The sequence below is a fragment of the Photobacterium makurazakiensis genome, from assembly GCF_050336715.1.
Lineage (GTDB): Bacteria > Pseudomonadota > Gammaproteobacteria > Enterobacterales > Vibrionaceae > Photobacterium > Photobacterium makurazakiensis.
Genome location: NZ_JAKJSJ010000012.1, coordinates 64090 through 86382 on the forward strand (window position 1 = coordinate 64090; position 22293 = coordinate 86382).

18 protein-coding genes, 2 tRNA genes and 1 pseudogene are annotated in these 22293 nt (G+C 45.5%); 5 read left to right on the forward strand and 16 right to left on the reverse strand.

Annotated features, from left to right (window positions below):
* The first annotated feature begins 123 nt into the window (after positions 1 to 123).
* Both ubiU and L4D09_RS04945 read left to right on the forward strand, forming a co-directional pair.
* The gene (ubiU, locus tag L4D09_RS04940; protein ID WP_428456388.1) at positions 124 to 1131 is read left to right on the forward strand and encodes a ubiquinone anaerobic biosynthesis protein UbiU; all 1008 of its coding nucleotides are present in this window, start codon (positions 124 to 126) and stop codon (positions 1129 to 1131) included.
* A gap of 10 nt (positions 1132 to 1141) precedes the next feature.
* Positions 1142 to 2017 carry a U32 family peptidase gene (locus tag L4D09_RS04945; protein WP_428456389.1) on the forward strand — a complete coding sequence of 292 codons (876 nt, stop codon included), beginning with the start codon at positions 1142 to 1144 and terminating at the stop codon, positions 2015 to 2017.
* Between the two features lie 99 nt (positions 2018 to 2116).
* Here the strand turns inward: L4D09_RS04945 and nlpI are convergent, their stop codons facing one another.
* The 15 genes and pseudogenes from nlpI to L4D09_RS05020 all read right to left on the reverse strand — a co-directional run.
* Positions 2117 to 3028 (reverse strand): lipoprotein NlpI, encoded by a 912-nt coding sequence (gene nlpI / locus L4D09_RS04950; protein WP_428456492.1) that lies wholly within the window; start codon positions 3026 to 3028, stop codon positions 2117 to 2119.
* Positions 3029 to 3175: 147 nt separating this feature from the next.
* Complete coding sequence (gene pnp, locus L4D09_RS04955; RefSeq protein WP_428456390.1) at positions 3176 to 5299, reverse strand: polyribonucleotide nucleotidyltransferase; 2124 nt, start codon at positions 5297 to 5299, stop codon at positions 3176 to 3178.
* 248 nt (positions 5300 to 5547) lie between these two features.
* Entirely contained in the window at positions 5548 to 5817 is a 270-nt protein-coding gene (gene rpsO / locus L4D09_RS04960; RefSeq protein WP_006646210.1) for a 30S ribosomal protein S15, read from the reverse strand.
* A 219-nt stretch (positions 5818 to 6036) separates the two neighbouring features.
* Positions 6037 to 6987: a tRNA pseudouridine(55) synthase TruB gene (truB, locus tag L4D09_RS04965; RefSeq protein WP_428456391.1), complete on the reverse strand. Its 951-nt coding sequence runs from the start codon at positions 6985 to 6987 to the stop codon at positions 6037 to 6039.
* 3 nt (positions 6988 to 6990) lie between these two features.
* A complete protein-coding gene (gene rbfA / locus L4D09_RS04970; protein ID WP_428456392.1) occupies positions 6991 to 7389 on the reverse strand; it encodes a 30S ribosome-binding factor RbfA in 399 nt (132 codons plus the stop codon).
* Positions 7390 to 7484: 95 nt separating this feature from the next.
* Positions 7485 to 10235 carry a translation initiation factor IF-2 gene (gene infB / locus L4D09_RS04975; RefSeq protein WP_428456393.1) on the reverse strand — a complete coding sequence of 917 codons (2751 nt, stop codon included), beginning with the start codon at positions 10233 to 10235 and terminating at the stop codon, positions 7485 to 7487.
* Positions 10236 to 10261: 26 nt separating this feature from the next.
* On the reverse strand, positions 10262 to 11749 hold the full coding sequence (gene nusA / locus L4D09_RS04980; RefSeq protein ID WP_428456394.1) for a transcription termination factor NusA: 1488 nt from the start codon (positions 11747 to 11749) through the stop codon (positions 10262 to 10264).
* Between the two features lie 22 nt (positions 11750 to 11771).
* Positions 11772 to 12227, reverse strand: coding sequence for a ribosome maturation factor RimP (gene rimP, locus L4D09_RS04985; RefSeq protein ID WP_428456395.1), 456 nt, complete (start codon positions 12225 to 12227; stop codon positions 11772 to 11774).
* Positions 12228 to 12407: 180 nt separating this feature from the next.
* Positions 12408 to 12484: transfer RNA gene (locus tag L4D09_RS04990), tRNA-Met, on the reverse strand.
* 59 nt (positions 12485 to 12543) lie between these two features.
* Positions 12544 to 12628 (reverse strand) — tRNA-Leu (locus tag L4D09_RS04995).
* 11 nt (positions 12629 to 12639) lie between these two features.
* Positions 12640 to 12972 (reverse strand): preprotein translocase subunit SecG, encoded by a 333-nt coding sequence (secG, locus tag L4D09_RS05000; protein ID WP_428456396.1) that lies wholly within the window; start codon positions 12970 to 12972, stop codon positions 12640 to 12642.
* A 195-nt stretch (positions 12973 to 13167) separates the two neighbouring features.
* Positions 13168 to 14505 carry a phosphoglucosamine mutase gene (gene glmM, locus L4D09_RS05005; RefSeq protein WP_428456397.1) on the reverse strand — a complete coding sequence of 446 codons (1338 nt, stop codon included), beginning with the start codon at positions 14503 to 14505 and terminating at the stop codon, positions 13168 to 13170.
* Positions 14506 to 14565: 60 nt separating this feature from the next.
* Positions 14566 to 15414: a dihydropteroate synthase gene (folP, locus tag L4D09_RS05010; protein WP_428456398.1), complete on the reverse strand. Its 849-nt coding sequence runs from the start codon at positions 15412 to 15414 to the stop codon at positions 14566 to 14568.
* 122 nt (positions 15415 to 15536) lie between these two features.
* Positions 15537 to 17495, reverse strand: coding sequence for an ATP-dependent zinc metalloprotease FtsH (gene ftsH / locus L4D09_RS05015; protein ID WP_428456399.1), 1959 nt, complete (start codon positions 17493 to 17495; stop codon positions 15537 to 15539).
* A 49-nt stretch (positions 17496 to 17544) separates the two neighbouring features.
* Positions 17545 to 17822 (reverse strand): annotated as a pseudogene (locus tag L4D09_RS05020) (SAM-dependent methyltransferase); the annotation flags it as partial.
* A gap of 226 nt (positions 17823 to 18048) precedes the next feature.
* On the opposite strand from L4D09_RS05020, the gene yhbY reads away from it, so the two are divergent.
* A complete protein-coding gene (gene yhbY / locus L4D09_RS05025) occupies positions 18049 to 18345 on the forward strand; it encodes a ribosome assembly RNA-binding protein YhbY (protein ID WP_428456400.1) in 297 nt (98 codons plus the stop codon).
* Positions 18346 to 18435: 90 nt separating this feature from the next.
* On the opposite strand, the gene greA is transcribed toward yhbY, so the two are convergent.
* Entirely contained in the window at positions 18436 to 18909 is a 474-nt protein-coding gene (greA, locus tag L4D09_RS05030) for a transcription elongation factor GreA (RefSeq protein ID WP_428456401.1), read from the reverse strand.
* 761 nt (positions 18910 to 19670) lie between these two features.
* Here greA and L4D09_RS05035 point away from each other — a divergent pair.
* Together L4D09_RS05035 and dacB are read left to right on the forward strand one after the other, a co-directional pair.
* Entirely contained in the window at positions 19671 to 20666 is a 996-nt protein-coding gene (locus L4D09_RS05035; protein ID WP_428456402.1) for a porin, read from the forward strand.
* A 113-nt stretch (positions 20667 to 20779) separates the two neighbouring features.
* Positions 20780 to 22198: a serine-type D-Ala-D-Ala carboxypeptidase gene (gene dacB / locus L4D09_RS05040; RefSeq protein WP_428456403.1), complete on the forward strand. Its 1419-nt coding sequence runs from the start codon at positions 20780 to 20782 to the stop codon at positions 22196 to 22198.
* Positions 22199 to 22293 lie beyond the last annotated feature (95 nt).

Below are 22293 nucleotides of genomic sequence, written 5' to 3' on the forward strand. Positions count from 1 at the left end.
GGTAAAAATGCAAAATAAGTTGTTCTAAATCAACAAAACCTGCCTGATATCAAAACACGGGGGCACCTCGCCCCCTACTATTTGTTCCATTACTTTACTTCCACACTGGTAGATAAAAACAATATGGAGCTACTTTGCCCCGCTGGTAACCTGCCCGCGCTGAAAACTGCCATTGATAACGGTGCTGATGCGGTATATATCGGTTTTAAAGATGATACTAACGCGCGCCATTTTGCAGGACTCAATTTTACAGGTCGCAAACTCGAAAAAGCTGTGCAATACGTACGTGATCACGACAGAAAACTGCACGTTGCATTAAATACCTTTGCCCACCCTGACGGCTTTGAACGCTGGCGTAATGCCGTTGATAATGCGGCCGCTATGGGGGTTGATGCGCTAATTGTGGCTGATATTGCCGTGCTTGAGTATGCGGCAACGAAGTACCCTGATCTCGAGCTGCATTTATCAGTACAAGCTTCTGCCACCAATACGGCAGCCATTGATTTCTACAAACAGAATTTCAATGTAAAACGGGTGGTGCTACCTCGCGTCCTGTCTATTCACCAAGTGAAGCAGCTGGCACGTAATACCGATGTCGACCTTGAAGTGTTTGCCTTTGGTAGTTTATGCATTATGGCGGAAGGTCGCTGCTACCTTTCGTCATACATGACAGGGGAATCCCCGAATACGGTCGGCGCTTGCTCGCCAGCTAAATATGTTCGCTGGCAAGAAACTGCAACAGGGTTAGAGTCTCGCCTGAATGAAGTGTTGATCGACCGCTATGTCAACGGCGAAAATGCGGGGTATCCGACCTTATGCAAAGGCCGTTTTGACATCAATATTGATGGCGAAAATCGTCGCTTCCATGCACTCGAAGAGCCAACAAGCTTGAATACCCTTGAAATTTTACCTGAGCTTTTTAAAGCCAATATCTCATCGGTAAAAATCGAGGGACGTCAGCGTAGCCCTGCCTATGTTGAACAGGTAACACGCACATGGCGCGCAGCGATTGATCGCTATAAAGCAGATCCTGAAAACTACAGCGTTGAACCCGCTTGGAACAGTTGCTTAGGCAATGTCTCAGAAGGTAAGCAAACGACACTCGGTGCTTACCACCGTAAATGGCAATAAAGGAGCCAGCATGAAATATTCCCTTGGCCCTCTCTTGTATTTCTGGCCGAAAACCGACGTTGAAGATTTCTATCAGCAAGCAAAAAACAGTAATAGCGATATCATCTACTTAGGCGAAACTGTGTGCTCTAAGCGCCGTGAGATGAAGCCCGCTCATTGGTTAGAGATTGCCAAAGACATCTCTGCCACAGGCAAGCAAGTTGTGTTATCGACCATGGCACTGCTAGAAGCACCAAGCGAAGTCAATGTGATGAAAAAATACATTGATAACGGCGATTTCATTGTTGAAGCCAACGATGTTTCCGCCATCCAGCTGGCGCACGAATCAAAGGTTCCTTTTGTGGTAGGGCCGGCGGTAAATTGCTACAACGCACAAACCCTGAACCTATTTTTAAAAAAGGGGATGACTCGCTGGTGTATGCCTGTCGAACTGTCACGCGAATGGCTACACAACGTTGTCAAAGAGTGTGAAGCAATAGGTATTCGCGATAAGTTTGAAACCGAGGTCTTCAGCTATGGCTATTTACCACTCGCCTACTCGGCGCGCTGTTTTACTGCTCGCGCAGAAGACAAAGCGAAAGACGACTGTGAAACCTGCTGTATTAAGTACCCGACAGGGATCACGGTTAACAGCCAGGAAGAGCAAAAAATCTTCACGTTAAATGGTATTCAGACTCAATCGGGTTACTGCTATAACCTGATTAACGACCAAAAAGGTATGGCCGAGCTGGTCGATGTGGTGCGTTTAAGTCCGCTTGGTATTGATACGCTGTCTTTGGTTGATGACTTCCGCTCAAACAAAAACAGTGCGATTCAGCACCCGCTTGAAGGGGGCCATCACTGTAATGGCTACTGGCATAATGTGGCGGGGTTAAACATAGAGTAAAGTGACTAGCTAAAACCTCTTAGCAAAGCCTGACTATGTCAGTTGAGACCTAAAAAAGCCGCGATATTTCGCGGCTTTTTAGCATTTCGCAATCAATAATTACTCGCCTTCAACCTCATTGACTGGTGTGGTCACGAGTTGTTCTTTATTGGCTTCAATCATCAAGCGGCTTAGTTCTAATGTCGCAAAACGATGCTCAACAAACTCATAGACATTACCTGCTAACGTAAGTTTATATAGCATCAATGCCGCAGGGTAATCTTGGTTGTAATGGTAGATTTTACCCATATAGAAATACGCTTCGGTTAAACGCTCAGCCAACATATCATTGCCTTCGCTCTCTACGGCTATCTGGCGCAAAAAGTCACTCTCAGTGATATCTGCTAGATAGTAGCGCACAATTTGCCAGCCCCAATCTTGCTTATCACTGGCTTCATAACGGATGCGTAACTTTTCTAATGCGGTCGCTTCATCTTGCTCTAACTCAGTAAGATACAACCAAATAACCCGATAGGGATCATTAACATCCTGCTGATAATGCGCATTAAGATCATCAAAGGCTAATTCGTAGCGTCCCCCATAATATAATGCAATACCTCGATTTCGCTGGGCAAAAGGGTGACGAACATTCAGCTCAAGGGTTGAATCAAATGCTTCATAGGCGGCATCAAAATGGGCACTTTGCGTAAAATAGACACCAAGAATATTAAACACATCAGGCTGATCAGGTTTGAGTGATAATGACTGATTAAAGTCCAGTCGTGCCAAATCACGCAGCCCTAGGCTGTCATGTAATAAGCCACGCTCATAATAAACTTGAGCCAACGTTTGGTTATCTAAATCGTCACGCTTTAATAACTGATCAATTCGCGCGAGCTGAATTTGCTGCTGAATCGTAGGCTGGAATGGGACAGCCATCGGAGGCTGGGTCCATTGAGTATTAGGTGACGAACAGCCTGCCAGCATAAAGACTAATGCCAGACATGCGATTTTTATCCTGTTTGCAATCAATGCAGTTCTCCCTAGGGTGAATACAACTGACTCTTCTAAGTCTATCTCTAGCATATACCATACAGGGCAATACAAGGGCATACAAAAGCAATAGCAATAAAAAAGGGGCTCAATAGCCCCTTTATATCATGCTTTTAGAAAAAAGACTTATGCTTCTGGCTTCGCTTCGCCTGCTGGAGCAGGGTTCTGATCAGCTTGTGCTTCTTTCATGCTTAGACGGATACGGCCCTGACGGTCGATTTCAAGAACCTTAACCTGTACTTCCTGACCCATTTCTAGGTGATCAGCAACTTTCTCGATACGCTCTTGAGAGATTTGAGAAATGTGTACTAGGCCTTCTTTCGCACCGATAACAGATACGAACGCACCGAAATCAACGATACGCATTACTTTACCTGTGTAGATACGACCAACTTCAACGTCAGCAGTGATCTCTTCGATACGGCGGATAGCTTCTTTCGCTGCAGTACCTTCGGTTGCTGCAATCTTGATAGTACCGTCATCTTCGATTTCAATCGTCGTGCCAGTTTCTTCCGTAAGTGCACGGATAACTGCGCCACCTTTACCGATAACATCTTTGATCTTATCAGAGTTGATTTTCATCGTGTGGATGCGAGGTGCAAACTCAGAGATATCATCACGGTGAGTACCGATCGCATCGTCCATCACGCTAAGAATGTGCTTACGTGCACCTTTAGCTTGGTTTAGAGCGATCTGCATGATCTCTTGAGTGATACCTTCAATTTTGATATCCATCTGAAGAGCTGTGATACCGTCGTCAGTACCCGCTACTTTAAAGTCCATGTCACCAAGGTGATCTTCGTCACCTAGGATGTCAGAAAGAACAACGAAATCGTCGCCTTCTTTCACAAGACCCATTGCGATACCCGCAACAGACGCTTTGATTGGCACACCAGCATCCATAAGTGCTAGAGAAGTACCACATACAGAAGCCATTGAAGATGAACCGTTAGATTCTGTGATTTCCGATACAACACGTACTGTGTATGGGAATTCTTCAACTGTTGGCATAACCGCAGCAATACCGCGCTTAGCTAGCTTACCGTGACCAATTTCACGACGCTTAGGAGAACCAACGAAACCAGTTTCACCTACACAGTATGGAGGGAAGTTGTAGTGTAGAAGGAAGTGATCTTTCTTCTCACCCATTAGGCTATCGATGATTTGAGCATCACGTTGTGTACCAAGCGTAGCCGTAACAAGCGCCTGAGTTTCACCACGAGTGAACAAAGAAGAACCGTGTGTACGAGGAAGTACACCAGTACGTACGTCTAGCGCACGAACCATGTCTTTTTCACGGCCGTCGATACGTGGGTTGCCAGCAATGATGCGGCTACGTACAACGTTTTTCTCTAGCGAGCTTAACATGCCGCGAATTTCGCGCTCGTCAAGTTCTTCGTTTTCGCCAAGAAGCGCTTCAACAACGTCATTCTTGATTGCGCCAACTTGGTCGTAACGTGCCATCTTCTCAGTGATCTGGTACGCGTCAGATAGACGTGTTTCTGCTTTTTCAGCAACAAGGGCTTTAAGCTCAGTGTTAACTACTGGAGCAGTCCAATCCCATGCAGGTGTCGCTACTTCAGCCGCAAACTCGTTGATTGCGTTGATAACAACTTGTTGCTGGTCGTGACCGTAAACAACAGCTTGTAGCATTGTTTCTTCAGACAGACGATCAGCTTCTGATTCAACCATCAGAACGGCGTCTTTAGTACCAGAAACAACTAGGTCTAGACGGCTTTCTTCTAGTTCTGTGTTGCTTGGGTTAAGAACGAATTGATCGTTAACATAACCAACACGAGCTGCACCAATAGGACCATTGAACGGTAGGCCTGAAATTGCAAGCGCGGCAGACGTTGCGATCATCGTGATCATGTCTGGGTTTACGTCAGGGTTTACAGAAACCACTGTCGCAATAACCTGCACTTCGTTTTTGAATGCATCTGGGAATAGCGGACGGATTGGACGGTCAATCAGACGTGCAGTCAGTGTTTCGCCTTCAGAAGGACGACCTTCACGCTTGAAGAAACCACCAGGGATTTTACCAGCAGCGTATGTACGCTCTTGGTAGTTTACTGTAAGTGGGAAGAAGTCTTGGCCTTCAACTGCCGCTTTCTTACCAACAACAGAAACGAATACAGAAGTATCGTCCATGCTAGCCATAACAGCTGCAGTAGCCTGACGAGCCATTACACCAGTTTCAAGGGTAACTGTGTGGTTACCGTACTGGAAAGTCTTTACGATAGGATTCACGTGAATTTCCTTAAATTAATTCCGCTTTCTATTTGCGCCGTTAAGTATATCTGACACAAGGAAAAGCGTCATGTGATGAAAGGCACTTTACGGTAATTTCACGCATCGCGACTAATGAAAACTCTCCAACTTTGGAAGAACTGTCATTAGCCGCGACCTTAAGGTCGACGAAAACGACTCGTGCAATTACTAAATAAAGTACTTAGATAAAAAGAAAGGAGCCATTCGGCTCCTTTCTGAAAGCAATCTTAGCGACGTAGGCCTAGACGCTTGATTAGGTCTTGGTAGCGATCTAGGTTTTTACCTTTAAGGTAATCTAGAAGCTTACGACGACGAGAAACCATACGTAGTAGACCGCGACGGCTGTGGTGGTCGTGTTTGTGGTTAGCAAAGTGACCTTGAAGGTGGTTGATCTGTGCTGTTAGCAAAGCAACCTGAACTTCTGGTGAACCAGTGTCGTTTTCGCACTGCGCGTAATCAGCAACGATTGCTGCTTTAGTTTCTGCATTCAGAGACATAACTCTTCCTAATACTAAATGTTTTAATTTGTGCCGCCAATCTCTGATTCAGCCGGCACCCAAGCCGCGGATTATACTTGGAGGTCAGCATGACTACAAGCGAATATTCGAGTGAAAAGGATGAGAAACAAAAGAGCAGAATATCTTTAACGGATATTCTGCTCTCATTAATCAACGAAATAATTAGCTGTCATGCAGTTACAAAGAAAGCTGCCAGTATCACGACTCGCTTTGCTTGTTGGCCATCACACGTTTTGGTGCGAGTAAACCATCAGCATCAATTGTACCAATACCAATAAACTCACGTTTATCTGCAACCGTAATACGTACAAGTGTACCTTCAGCGGGTACACGACCAGCTTGTACTGGATTACCATTTAAAATAAATACTGCCAATGCTGGGGTAATATTCACTTCTGGTAAGTCTTGTACCGCGGTATCCGTTGGTAACATTAACGGGTCAAGCAGCTCGCCAGGCTCAATACCTTGGGCTTTCGCTTGCTCAAATAGTGCCTCTAGTTGCTCAATGGTCATGATGCGATCCATTGGGAAATTAGACACTCCCGTGCGACGTAAATAAGTAACGTGTGCGCCGCAACCTAACATTTCTCCAAGGTCGTCGACGATGGTACGGATATAGGTGCCTTTTGACACATGCAGTTCCATCTCAACCTCATTGTCACTAAAACGCAACAACTCCAGCGAGTAAACCGTAATTTTGCGTGATTCACGTGGTACTTCAATCCCCTCACGGGCATATTCATACAATTTACGGCCTTGGTACTTCAGTGCCGAGTACATGGATGGGATCTGATCGGTTGTACCACGAAACTTAGCAATACAGCGCTCAAGTTGGCCGCGGTCAACTTTCACATCACGCGTTTGTACCACTTCACCATCAGAGTCAGAGGTATCTGTTCGCTCACCCAGTTTAGCGACTACACGGTAGCGCTTATCTGAATCCAACAAAAACTGCGAAAACTTGGTTGCTTCACCAAAACAAATCGGCAGCATGCCCGTCGCTAAAGGATCTAACGCACCTGTATGGCCGGCTTTTTGAGCAAAAAAGATGCGCTTCACTTTTTGAAGCGTATCATTTGAACTAATGCCCGTTGGCTTATCCACCAGAATTACACCGTCAATTGGACGGCCCTTACGACGACGTGCCATGCTTTATTCCTCGCCTTCTGCTTCTGGTTCGTCGCCGCGGCGATCTTCATCGTCACGCACAGCTTTTGATACCAGATTAGAAATACGCATACCTTCAGTTAGCGATTGGTCGTAGATAAACGTCAGTTCTGGCGTTACACGTAGACGAATTTGCTTACCGAGCAATGAGCGAATGTATGGTGCCATTTCACGTAGTACTTCTAGGCTACCTTCTGGTGTTTGCTCACCAATAGTCAGGAAGGTAACGTACACTTTCGCATAACCCATATCACGAGATACGTCGACACTTGAGATAGTCGTCATACCGATACGTGGGTCTTTTAGCTCGCGCTGTAGGATCACCGCTAGCTCTTTTTGCAGTTGCTGAGCAACGCGCTGAGTACGGCTAAATTCTTTAGACATTCAATTCCTCTCTTAGAGAAAACTCTCTTGAAAGAATGGGGAGCCGAAGCTCCCCATAAATCATTTGTTATAAAACAGCTTGTTATCTCTGAGTATTAGTCAAGAGTACGCTGGATTTCAACAATTTCGTATACTTCGATTTGGTCACCAACGCGAACATCATTGTAGTTCTTAACGCCGATACCACATTCGTAGCCATTCTTAACTTCTTGAACATCATCTTTGAAGCGACGTAGTGATTCTAGCTCACCTTCGTAGATAACAATGTTATCACGCAGTACGCGGATAGGATTGTTACGCTTAATGACGCCTTCAGTAACCATACAGCCCGCGATAGCACCAATCTTAGGTGACTTAAATACATCACGAACTTCAGCAAGGCCGATGATTTCCTGTTTGAATTCAGGAGCAAGCATACCGCCCATTGCCGATTTCACTTCATCAATCAATTGGTAAATGATTGAGTAGTAACGTAGGTCAAGGTTCTCGTTTTCAATCGTACGACGCGCTGATGCATCAGCACGAACGTTGAAGCCAAGAAGAATAGCGTTTGATGCTGCAGCAAGTACTGCATCAGTCTCGGTTAGACCACCAACACCAGAACCAACGATGTTAACTTTAACTTCGTCAGTTGACAGTTTAAGTAGTGAATCAGCAATCGCTTCAACAGAACCTTGTACATCAGCTTTCAGTACAACGTTAAGCTCAGCAACTTCACCAGCAGTCATGTTAGAGAACATGTTCTCTAGTTTCGCTTTCTGTTGACGTGCTAGTTTCACGTCACGGAATTTACCTTGGCGGTAAAGCGCAACTTCACGAGCTTTACGCTCATCACGAACAACTGTTGCTTCGTCACCAGATGAAGGAACACCAGATAGGCCTAAGATTTCTACTGGGATCGAAGGACCCGCAGTCTCGATGTCTTGACCAAGCTCATCACGCATAGCACGAACACGACCGTGTTCAAGGCCACAAAGCACGATATCGCCTTTACGCAACGTACCAGATTGAACCAGTACAGTTGCAACTGGACCACGACCTTTATCAAGGCGAGATTCAACAACAACGCCGCTAGCCATGCCTTCTTCAACTGCTGTCAGCTCAAGAATTTCAGACTGAAGCAAGATAGCTTCTAGCAAGCCATCAATGTTAGTACCTTGTTTCGCAGAGATGTGAACAAACATGTTCTCACCGCCCCACTCTTCAGGAATAACATCGTACTGAGCTAGCTCATTCTTAACGTTGTCTGGGTTCGCGTCTTCTTTATCGATTTTGTTAACTGCAACAATCAGAGGAACGCCTGCCGCTTTCGCGTGCTGGATAGCCTCAACTGTTTGTGGCATAACGCCATCATCAGCAGCAACAACAAGAACAACGATATCTGTCGCTTGAGCACCACGTGCACGCATAGCGGTAAACGCGGCGTGTCCAGGAGTATCAAGGAAAGTGATCATACCGTTGTCAGTTTCAACATGGTATGCACCAATGTGCTGGGTAATACCACCGGCTTCGCCAGAAGCAACGTGTGCTTTACGAATGTAATCCAGTGTAGATGTTTTACCATGGTCAACGTGACCCATGATAGTAACAACAGGTGCACGAGGAACAACAGCTAGATCTGCATCACGGTCAGATAGTACTGCTTCTTCTAGTTCGTTCTCTTTACGAAGAACAACTTTGTGACCCATTTCTTCTGCAACAAGTGCTGCAGTTTCTTGGTCAATAACCTGGTTGATGGTTGCCATTGCACCCATCTTCATCATCACTTTGATAACTTCAACGCCTTTTACAGACATCTTGTTAGCAAGTTCAGAAACGACGATAGTCTCGCCAATCACAACATCTTGCTTAGCTACGGTAGCTGATTTATCAAAACCGTGCTGCATCGAAGTTGGTTTGGTCATCTGTGGCTTGCGGCCACGTTGGTTACGACCACCGCGGTTGTCTTGTTTAGGACCCGCTTTTTTCTTCTTACGACGGCGGGTAGTACCACCACCTTCTTCTTTACGATCTTGTTCGTCTTCTGCTGCGCGTGCGTAGCTAGACGTCGTAGTATGGTAGTCTGTTTTATCCATATTACCTTTTTCCTGATCAGGCTTTGACCAGTTCTTTTCGTTTGCTTCTGCCATCTTGCGTGCCTCTTCTAGCTGACGCTGACTTTCTTCTTCGGCTTTACGCTTGGCTTCCTCTTCCCGGCGACGTTGGAGCGCCTCGGCATCAATCTTAGCCTGTTCATCAGCGGCGGCGCGTTTTGCTTTTTCTTCAGCTAAACGCTTATTTTGAGCTTCACGTAGCTGCTGTTCCTCAGCGCTAAGTTCAGCTTTCTGTTCTGCTTGATGCTTAGCTTTTTCGTCAGCTAAGCGCGTTTCTTCAGCGGCGCGCTGTGCGGCTAGTTCAGCCTCACGCTTCGCTTGCTCTTCTGCTTCACGCTTGGCAGCTTCTTCGGCTGCACGTTGAGCTGCTTCTTCCGCTTCACGAACTGCCACATCATCGGCCTCACGCTTAGCTTCTTCTGCGGCACGCTGTTCTTCTTCAAGCGCAGAACGTTTAACGTAGGTACGCTTTTTGCGCACTTCTACCTGAACACTTTTATTCTTGCCACCTGTACCCGAAACACTCAGCGTGCTTCGAGTTTTACGTTGCAGAGTAAGGCGTGTAGGAGCCTCACCAGCGCTGCTATCACCACCATGCTCTTTCTTCAGGTGGGCTAACAACGTCTGTTTTTCCTGTTGGCTTACGCTTTCTTCAGCTTTCTTGCTGATACCAGCATCGGCAAACTGTTGAAGCACACGGTCAATCGGCGTACCAATTTCCTCGGCTAATGCTTTAACTGTAACCTCTGACATGCTGCTTCTCCCTTGCGTAATGAATTTTATGCTTCGTCACTGAACCAACAAATATTACGAGCAGCCATAATTAGCTCACCCGCTTTAGCTTCATCAAGCCCTTCGATATCAGAGATATCGTCAGTACCTTGGTCAGCCAAGTCTTCCAGTGTTGAAACACCTTTTGCGGCCAATCTAAACGCAATTTCGCGTTCTAGGCCGGCAAGACCAAGAAGATCTTCTGCTGGTTCAACGCCTTCAAAAGATTCTTCCTGAGCAAGAGCTAGCGTTGTCAGTGCTTCTTTAGCACGGCTACGCAGTTCATTTACAGTGTCTTCATCTAAGCCCTCAACGGTCATTAGTTCAGCCACTGGCACATAAGCAATTTCTTCTAGCGTGGTGAAGCCTTCTTCAACAAGAACTGTTGCAAAGTCTGCATCAACATCAAGATGCTTAGCGAATAGCTCGATAGACTCTTGCGCTTCTTCTTGGTGTTTTTTCTGTAAATCTTCAACTGTCATCACATTCAGTTCCCAGCCAGTAAGCTGAGAAGCTAGACGAATGTTCTGACCACTACGACCGATTGCTTGAGCAAGATTATCTTTCTCAACAGCGATGTCCATAGTGTGGTTGTCTTCATCAACGATGATAGAGCTAACTTCAGCAGGCGCCATTGCATTGATAACATACTGAGCTGGGTTTTCGTCCCAAAGTACGATATCAATACGCTCGCCGCCAAGCTCGCCAGAAACAGCTTGAACACGTGCGCCACGCATACCAACACACGCACCCACAGGGTCAATACGCTTATCGTTAGTTTTAACAGCAATTTTCGCACGAGAACCAGGATCGCGAGCTGCGCCCATTAGTTCAATCATTTCTTCGCCAATTTCTGGCACTTCAATACGGAATAGCTCAATCAGCATTTCAGCTTTTGAACGCGTCATGAATAGCTGAAAGCCACGTGCATCAGGGCGAACTGCATACAGTAGGCCACGCACACGGTCACCCGGACGGAAGTTTTCACGAGGTAGCTGATCATCACGCTGGATAACAGCTTCTGCATTGTTACCAAGGTCAATGATAACAGCATCGCGGTTAACTTTCTTGACTATGCCAGTGATTAGCTCACCTTCATTGTCAATAAACTGCTCAACGATTTGTGCACGCTCAGCTTCACGTACTTTTTGCACGATAACCTGCTTAGCCGTTTGAGTCGTAATACGGTCAAACGTTACAGATTCAATTTCGTCTTCAACGAAATCGTCAAGTTCAATGGTTTCATCATCATACTGCGCAGCTTCTAAAGTGATCTCTAGCGTAGGCTGAGTTACTTCTTCAACTGCTTTCCAGCGACGGTAAGTAATGAATTCGCCCGTTTTACGGTCGATTTCAACACGTACTTCAATTTCTGCTTCGCTTTTTTTCTTTGTTGCTGTTGCTAGTGCAATCTCGAGTGCTTCGAAGATACGCTCACGAGGAACAGCTTTTTCGTTGGATACCGCTTCAACGACAGCCAAGATTTCTTTGTTCATTTCTAATGCCCCAATTTAGCGGTTAGAATTTTGGAACCAGGTTGGCCTTGGAAATATTGCTTAGTGCAAATGTTTCTTCATTGCCATCAACTTTTAGCGTAACGAGCTCGCCATCAACGGTAACGATGTCACCTTTCCACTTGCGACGGTTATCCATCGCCATTTTCAACACTAGACTGACTTCGTGGCCAATAAACTGTTGGTAATGTGCGGCTTTAAATAGCGGCCTTTCAAGACCAGGGGAAGATACCTCCAGGTTATAAGCAACAGTGATTGGATCTTCAACATCCATTACTGCGCTAACCTGACGGCTAACTTCGGCACAAGCATCAACATTAATACCGTCTTCATGATCAATAAAAACGCGTAGTGTTGAGTGCTCACCGGCACGAATAAATTCCAAACCGACCAACTCAAAGCCAGTTGCCGTTACCGGCGCCTCAAGCAGTTCGGTCAATTGCATCTCTAAAGCTGTCAAAACAACCCCCCGGAAACAAAAAAAGGGCTAAAAGCCCAGTAGATACCTGAATGGTCATGTTTCAGATAATAAAAAACCCCGAATTACGGGGTTTTTTATCACTGGACCCTGATTATCACAACACTGAGCTGTGATAGAAAAAACATACGTCCTTAATAGGATAGTCGTTTTTTCGGAAAGTGGTTGCGGGGGCCGGATTTGAACCGACGACCTTCGGGTTATGAGCCCGACGAGCTACCAAGCTGCTCCACCCCGCGTCCGTAATCTGAAAGCGATTATAACGCTCAGATGTTACTCTTTCAAGTAACCAGAATAATGGTGCCGAGAAGGGGACTTGAACCCCTACACCTTGCGGCACTAGCACCTCATGCTAGCGTGTCTACCAATTTCACCATCTCGGCTAAATCTTTAATTACTGAGGAATGTCGCTATTTATAGGTGCATTCTCAGTTTTTTCTACAGCTTGCTCAGTTGCTGGGGCACTTAGGTCTTCCCAACCGCTGGTCTGTGTGGCATTTTTCGTGCTCATGTTACCAAGAACAAGGCTAATAATGAAAAACACAGTTGCAAAAACTGCAGTCATTCGGGTCAGGAAGTTTCCAGAGCCGCTTGCGCCAAACAGTGTTCCTGATGCGCCAGCCCCAAATGAAGCTCCCATATCTGCGCCTTTACCTTGTTGAACCAAGACTAGGCCAATAACACCAAGCGCAGCAACCAGGTAAATCACAAGTAGAATTTCGTACATGGGTTCCACCTATGGTTAAATTATTGTGCCGACTTTACTTTAGCACCGCCAGCGCACCCCTTAATTAAGGAGCGGGACAAATACTAGCGAAAGCCACCGCTACTGACAAGTAAAATTTAGACAAAAAGTCATAACAGTGAATCACTTGTCCAATAAATAAGCAAAGCCGGCATTAAAGATAAGATTTTATGCTATTTAGCAGTTATCTTTCACGGCTTGAGCAATGGCTAAAGCTGATGATTGTACTAACTCAGCATCTTCACCTTCTACCATCACTCGGATCAAAGGCTCTGTACCAGACTTACGCAGTAACACGCGCCCTTTATCACCAAGTTTAGCTTCTGCTGCCGCCTGAGCAGAAAGTACCGCGTCAGATTCCAGCGGGTTCGCTTCACCAGCAAAGCGAACATTTTCTAACACCTGCGGGTACATGGTCATGCCATCAGCCAGCTCTTTCAGTGTCATCTTGCTCCCAACGATCGAGGCCATAATCTGCAAACCTGCAACAATGCCATCACCGGTTGTAATTTTATCCAGCAAGATAACATGGCCTGAATTCTCAGCACCAATTAGCCAACCATGCTTTTTCAGCTCTTCCATCACATAGCGGTCACCAACGTTAGCGCGTACAAATGGAATACCGAGGTTTTTCAAGGCATTTTCCATGCCCAAGTTGGTCATAAGGGTACCAACTACGCCACCTTTCAACTCTCCACGGCGTAACGCATCACGAGCAACGATATAGGCAATTTGATCGCCATCGATTTTGTTACCTTCCTCGTCAACCATGATCACGCGATCGCCATCGCCATCCAACGCGATACCAAAGTCGGCTTTTTCTTCCAACACTTTGGCTTGCAGTGCCGCAACATCAGTCGCACCCACTTTATCGTTGATATTGGTACCATTTGGCTCACAACCAATAGTGACCACTTCTGCACCCAGCTCTTTAAATACGTTCGGCGCAATGTGGTACGTTGCACCATGGGCACAGTCAACCACAATTTTATAGCCAGCCAGATCATACTTGCTAGGGAAGGTGCCTTTACAAAACTCAATGTAACGCCCTGCCGCATCATTGATACGGTAAGCTTTACCTAGCATGGCCGATTCAACACAGGTTAACGGCTTTTCCATTTCAGCTTCAATTGCTAGTTCAACTTCATCTGGTAACTTGGTACCTTCAGATGAGAAGAATTTGATGCCATTGTCATAATATGGGTTATGAGAGGCGGAAATAACAATTCCTGCTTCCGCGCGGAATGTACGCGTTAAATAGGCAACCGCTGGCGTTGGCATTGGACCAGTGAAAGCAGCTTGTAGACCTGCAGCCGCTAAACCTGCTTCTAGCGCAGATTCCAACATGTAGCCCGAGATCCGCGTATCTTTACCGATGATAACTTTTTTGGTGCCTTGCTTCGCCAATACACGGCCAGCAGCCCATCCAAGTTTCAAAACAAAATCAGGTGTAATTGGGGCCTGCCCAACTAAACCGCGTATTCCATCAGTACCAAAGAACTTACGTTCAGACATTATTCGCTCCTAGCCAATTTATCATTTATTTGCTCACCCTACTGGTAAGTGAATAAGCACTTACCCTTGCGACAGCGTCATCTCGCACACTTTCAACACATCAACGGTTTCCTGAGCATCATGTACTCGGATGATTTGTGCGCCTTTCATTGCGGCAATTGCCGCACAAGCGAGGCTGCCCGCCAGGCAGTCAGCAGGTTGTTTATTGAGTAATTTAAAAATCATCGATTTACGCGACATCCCAACCAGTAAGGGTAATCCAAAACGATGAAATTTATCCAACTGCGCAAGCAATTGGTAATTATGTTCTAATGTTTTGCCAAAGCCGTAGCCGGGATCAAGTAAAAGCTGGCTACGCGAAATGCCTACCTGCTCACAAGCATTGACTCGCTCAGTAAGAAAATCACCCACATCGGCGATAATATCCTGATAGCTTGGCTGGCTTTGCATTGTACGTGGTTGCCCTTGCATATGCATCAAACATATAGGTACACCAGTACTAGCCGCTGCTTGCAATGCGCCTTGCTCTTGCAGTGCCCGCACATCATTGATCAAATCTGCGCCCGCACTCACCGCCTCAACCATTACTTGGGGCTTGCTCGTATCAATTGACACCCAACAGTCAAAGCGTCGGCGTATCGCTTCAATCACAGGGACAACACGGTCTAACTCTTGATCTAGCTCTACATCAGCAGCGCCTGGCCGGGTTGATTCACCACCAATATCAATGATGCTAGTGCCTGCATCTAACATACGCTCTACATGGAATAATGCATTATCAAGATGGTTAAATTGGCCGCCATCAGAGAAAGAGTCTGGCGTAACATTCAGAATCCCCATTGTATGAGGGCGCGACAAATTGAGGGTTTTATCCTTGCTGGTCAGTATCACAACCTTGCTCCTAAGCATGCCTTAACGATCACTGGCAAATTATCGCACTGGCGTATCAAATTATGGTTAATTTGTTTTATTTATTCAGCATAAATAAAAAACCCCGACCTAAGCCGGGGTTTGGTATCACAAAGCGATGATTAAGCCTGAGGCTTAGTATCGTCTTCTTTATTTTGTACTGGTTGAGTCTCAGAGGTATCTTCAGAAGCCGCTGGTGCTTCCTCCGCTTTTTCCTCTTTTACTGACTCGTCAGTAGATTTCATGGTGTCGTCTTCATTACCCCAGCCTTTTGGTGCTCGAATAACTGTCTTACGCTCCATGAGGTCATCAATTTGACCAGCATCAATCGTTTCGTACTTCATTAACGCATCTTTCATTGCGTGCATGATATCCATATTTTGCTCAAGGATTTCACGCGCTCGCTCATAGTTGCGATCAATAAGCGTACGAACTTCATTATCGATAAGCTTCGCCGTGTCGTCTGACATGTGCTTGCTTTGCGTCACTGAACGGCCAAGGAATACTTCACCTTCATCTTCAGCATAAAGCAATGGACCTAATTTATCAGAGAAGCCCCACTGAGTTACCATCTTACGGGCGATATCAGTCGCGCGCTCGATATCATTCGATGCACCCGTCGATACTTTATCAACACCGTAGATAAGCTCTTCAGCCAAACGACCACCGTACAAGCTTGAAATCATCGACTCAAGGAATTCACGCGAATGGCTAACACGATCTTGCTCAGGCAAGTACATAGTTACACCAAGCGCACGACCACGAGGAATGATAGACACTTTGTAAACAGGGTCATGATCAGGTACCAAACGACCAATAATGGCATGGCCTGCTTCATGGTAGGCAGTTGATTCTTTCTGGTCTTCAGACATAACCATTGATTTACGCTCTGCGCCCATCATGATTTTGTCTTTCGCCAATTCGAACTCAACCATTGACACTACACGCTTGTTGCCACGAGCAGCAAATAACGCAGCTTCGTTCACAAGGTTTGCAAGGTCGGCACCTGAGAAGCCTGGTGTACCACGTGCAATCAGTTCAGGTCTTACATCACCATCAAGCGGTACTTTACGCATATGCACTTTTAGGATCTGTTCACGACCACGAACATCCGGTAGACCAACTACAACCTGACGGTCGAAACGACCTGGGCGAAGTAGCGCAGGGTCAAGAACATCTGGACGGTTAGTTGCAGCGATAACGATAATACCTTCATTACCTTCAAAGCCATCCATCTCTACCAACATTTGGTTCAGCGTTTGCTCACGTTCATCATGACCACCGCCAACACCAGCACCACGCTGACGACCGACTGCATCAATTTCATCGATGAAGATAATACAAGGTGCCGCTTTCTTCGCTTGTTCAAACATGTCACGGACACGGGATGCACCCACACCAACAAACATTTCAACAAAGTCAGAACCCGAAATAGTAAAGAATGGTACTTTTGCTTCACCCGCAATGGCTTTTGCTAGCAGCGTTTTACCTGTACCTGGAGGACCAACCAGCAGCACACCCGTTGGGATCTTACCACCCAACTTCTGGAAGCGGCTAGGATCACGCAGATAGTCAACCAATTCTTTTACGTCTTCTTTCGCTTCATCACAACCGGCTACATCTGTAAACAGTGTTTTGATTTGGTCTTCACCCATCATTCGAGCTTTAGACTTACCGAACGACATGGCACCTTTGCCACCGCCGCCCTGCATTTGGCGCATAAAGAAAATCCAAACACCGATGAGAAGTAACATCGGGAACCACGATATGAAGATTGAAGCCAGTAGGCTTGGCTCTTCAGGCGGTGTACCCATTACTTTTACGTTAGCGTTAATAAGGTCGTCTAACAGCTTTTGATCGTTATAGACAGGTAGATAAGTGACGTATCGCGAGTTATCACGTTTGTATACGGTAATTTCACGATCATTGAATCGTACTTCCCTTATCTGATCCTGACCGATTTCACGGACAAAGGTTGTATAGTCGACTTGACGGCCAGCACTATCACCTGGACCGAAGCTCTGAAAAACAGACATCAGAACCACAGCGATGACCAACCACAAAATCAAGTTTTTTGCCATGTCACTCAAGGTGTTAACCCCGCGATAACTAATAGATGAATTTAGGGTACTACAGTTTATAACCTGTAGCCACAATATATACCTCACGAGAACGATCTCGTGAAGAATCAGGTTTACGAATTTTGACTACTTAAACATACTGCGCACATCAGCCAGATATTGGTCAAAGCCTTCACCTTGGAAAACTTTTACCGCAAAGCTGCCGTTTGGTGCCAGTACTTGCCTATACATATCTAATGCTAGTTCAACAAGATACATTGCTCTAGGCTGATCTGAAGCCAAGTTGCCACTCATGTTCGGTGCCATATCCGAAAGCACGAGAGCGATAGCCTTTTTTGCGCCTCTAGAACATATTTATCATCAAAATGCTCTTTCAGCCAACAGCCTGAACTAGCCGACTGCTTTTTCTACTCATGATTTAGCTAATGAGTTTGAGTACTAATTAAGCATACTCAACCACTGAATGGATGGCGTATACTAAACAAATTAGTCTTCTAGACTATATGGCGTTAGAATACCGTGTTTTCAACCCTAATATATAAATAGAGTCGACATGAATCTAAGCACCAAACAGAAGCAACACCTAAAAGGTATTGCTCACAACCTAAAACCTGTTGTCCTTATGGGTGCAAATGGCCTGACTGAAGCAGTTTTGGCTGAAATTGAACTAGCACTTAACCACCATGAACTCATCAAGGTTAAAATCGCAGCTGAAGAGCGTGAGACCAAAGTTTTGATCGTTGACGCAATTGTCCGCGAAACCAAAGCTGAGAAAGTTCAGGTTATCGGTAAGACACTGGTTCTTTACCGCCAGAGCGAAGAGCGTAAAATCGAGCTTCCTCGCAAATAAAAAAGGCCGCCGCTGCGGCCTTTTTTATACCTAATCATGGCATGGAATGCCGTGATTTATTACTTCTAGTCATATTTACTAACAAAACTGTTAGCAATAAGCCACTTCAGAGATTTCAAATTCGCGCTGGCCACCCGGGGTGGTGATAACGACTTCATCGTCTTGCATTTTACCAATTAGGCCACGTGCGATCGGTGAGTTAACCGAAATACGCCCCGCCTTGATATCAGCTTCGTCGTCACCAACAATTTGGTATGTCACTTCTTCTTCAGTATCAACATCAATCAGCGTAACGGTGACACCGAAAATAACCTTACCGGTATTGTTAATTTTTGTGACATCAATCACCTGAGATACCGATAACTTATATTCGATATCACGGATCTGCGCTTCACAAATACCCTGCTCTTCACGTGCAGCATGGTATTCTGCATTTTCTTTAAGGTCACCGAGCTCACGCGCTTCGCCAATAGCTTGAGAAATGATTGGGCGGCGCTTCATTAATGCATCCAGTTCTTCACGTAGCAGCTTCTCGCCACGAACTGTCATTGGGATCTTATCCATAAATTTACTTACCTCAACGCCTCAATAGCAGCTGCTATTAAAGACAAAAAAAAGCCAGCCCGGCACCATCACCGAACTTACAGATTGTTAATAGGGAACCTAACCATTCTAAACAAAGATACGCCGAAGATCACCTGTGATTCAATGCGGTTTTAATTTTTCCAAGCCGCTCACAAAAGAAAACACATTAACCATTGGAAAATACCGTCCAACGACGGTACAGCGTAAACGGTGCGTCATTGCCTGATGAAAAAGCAGCGGCTTGTCGGCCATTCTATTTATTCGAGTATCAATCATGATTTCCAGCCACTACATCAACCTCAAATCAACACTTGAAGCATACCCCACAAAGATAACATCACGCCTTTCATGCCATCTAACCCTCGGCTTATACGCTAACAGCTACCTTCCCGCTTATATCCAGCCAATACGAGAACGTACAAATAACCCACAAAATCAACTTTTTTAACGTGCAGAACATCACAAAAACACATCAAGTAACAAATATTTAAACCACAAAAAACCTAAAAATAAACCTAAATACCACTAAAAAGCCACATGTAAATGGAACTTTTACAACTAAAGCTAAGCCACTGTTTTTAATAGACCAAAACACAAAGTAAACCCCTCACCCACTCAGACAATTGTAATTTTTAAGAATTTTTTACTAACTCTTGCCGCCTAGACAACGTAAAAAGAACACCATGCATTTAGCACAGTTATGTATGCATACATCAAAATAATTCCAAAAGGATTCGACAATGAACAAGAAACTGATTGCTCTAGCAGTAGCAGCAGCATCTATCTCTTCAGTAGCTACAGCTGCAGAAGTTTACTCTGACGAAACATCTAGCCTAGCTGTTGGCGGTCGTTTTGAAGCGCGTGCAGTACTAGCTGATAACGATCTTGGTGACAGCAAAGTATCTGACGCATCTCGTGTACGTCTAAACATCGCTGGTAAAACAGACATCACTGACACTGTATACGCGCTAGGTTTCTACGAAGCTGAGTACACAGACGGTAACGATGTAAACCACCGTCACATCAACGCTGGTATCGGTGGTGATTTCGGTCAAGTTCGTTACGGTAAAACTGACGGTTCTCTAGGCATGATCACTGACATGACTGATATCATGTCTTACCACGGTAACGAAGCTGGCAACAAAATCGCTGCTGCTGACCGTGTTGGCAACAACCTAGCATACGTGGGTTCTTTCGACCTAGGTGGCGATAACCTAACTGTTAAAGCTAACTACGTATTTGATGATTCTGAGACTAAGTCTTTTGACAACAACGGCTACTCTATCGGTGGTATCTACGCTCTAGACATGGGTCTAGCGTTCGGTGCTGGTTACGGTGAGCAAGAAGGTCAAGACGGTCAAGATAAGACTGGCAAGCAAGCATTTGGTGGCCTTTCTTACACGTTTGGTGACATCTACGTTGCAGGTCTATACCAAGATTCACGCAACACAGTTGTTGGCGGCGAGCTAATTGCTGAATCAACTGGTTACGAATTTGCTGCAGCGTACACATACGGTAAAACTGTATTTGTTGCAACTTACAACTACCTAGAAGACTCAAAGGCTTCTGGTAGCGACTCTGACCTTAAAGACTCTGTTGCTATTGACGCAACTCACTACTTTAACAAGAACTTCCGTACTTACGCTTCGTACAAGTTCAACATGTTAGACAAGAAAGATGTTGGCAACGCTGCTGCATCTGACGAGTTCGTACTAGGTGCACGTTACGACTTCTAATCCCATTTGGATTAAAAGCGTTACAAGCAAATAGAATGCAGGCCTTCGGGTCTGCATTTTTTTGTTTTATGATGATGGCTATCCCTGTTGCCTAATACCTTAATAGGTTCATCATGCTTCGTTTTTTTATTACCGTGCTGCTTTCGCTAACCGCTCACCAGAGCTTAGCTGAAGGTAACTCCCTCTCTTTAGATAACACGCTCTCTATGCTACCAGCAGGCCATGATACCGCCTTAGTGGTTATTGATGCCGATAGTGGTCGTACGCTTTACCAGCAGCGGGAAGAACGCTACCAGCCCCCCGCCAGTACCCAGAAAGCCATTACGGCGCTTGCCGCTAAGCATTATCTGCCAGCAGATTTTCGGTTTACCACCCAAATAGAGCAATCTAACGATGATGTGATCATTCGTTTTAGTGGTGATCCGACCCTAATGCGCAGTGACTTATCGGGATTGATCAAACAAATCAAACGGAAAGGCATTACCTCCATTCAAGGGGATGTACTGCTTAATGGCAGTCAGTTCGCAGGTTATGAGCGCGCAGCGGGCTGGCCTTGGGATATTCTAGGGGTTTGTTACAGTGCCCCAGCAAGTAGCCTTAGCCTTGAGCACAATTGCGTACAGGGCGCGCTATATAGCAATAAGTCGATTGGCGAAAATACCCGAGTCAATGTGCCTCGCCACCAGCCTATTACGGTATCAACCAACGCGACAGTCGTCACTAAAGAGCAACAAAAACAAAAGCATTGCGATTTAGAGCTTATTGCAGGCCAAAACAATAACTACCAGCTTAATGGCTGCCTGATTCAACGCGACAAGCCCCTGCCACTAAATTTCGCGGTGCAGAACACAACGCGCTATATCAGTGAGGTGGTTAAACGTGAACTAAGTAGTCAAGGGATTGGACTTGAAGGCACAGTGAAGCGTGATGATAACGTACAGGGCAAGCTCATCGCTGCTCACAACTCAAAGCCACTTCCTGAGCTACTTGATACTATGATGAAGGCATCAGATAACCTGATCGCTGATAACCTAACCAAAACACTCGGCGCTCGTTATTATCAACAACCAGGTAGTTTTGCGAATGGTACGGCAGCCATCAAGGCAATTATCAAAGAACACGCAGGCATTGATCTTACCAATAGCATTTTGGTTGATGGTTCAGGGTTGTCACGCAACAACCGAATAACTGCAAGCACAATGGCCGAAGTGATCACTTACCTTTATCAACACGATCAACAATTACAACTGCTTGATACCCTGCCAATTAGTGGGCTAAGTGGCACATTACACTATAGACAGAGCCTGCGTCAGCCACCGTTAAAGGGCATAATTAATGCAAAAAGTGGATCGCTGTATGGTACGTACAATCTAGCTGGTACGTTAAAAGCAAAATCAGGTAAAACGCTGATCTTTGTCCAGATGGTTACCAACTATCATCCGCCTCAAGGTGATGAGAATGCGCCAAAGGTAGCTCCCCCGATTGAAGCATTTGAAAGGCAATTGTACCGGGAATTATATGAACGCTATTAAGTTCAGTCTTACTGGTTAAAGCCCAAACAAAAAAGCGAGTGGTTTATTAAGCCACTCGCTTTAATCAATGATGCTTTGCTTGGGTTTTGCCTTTA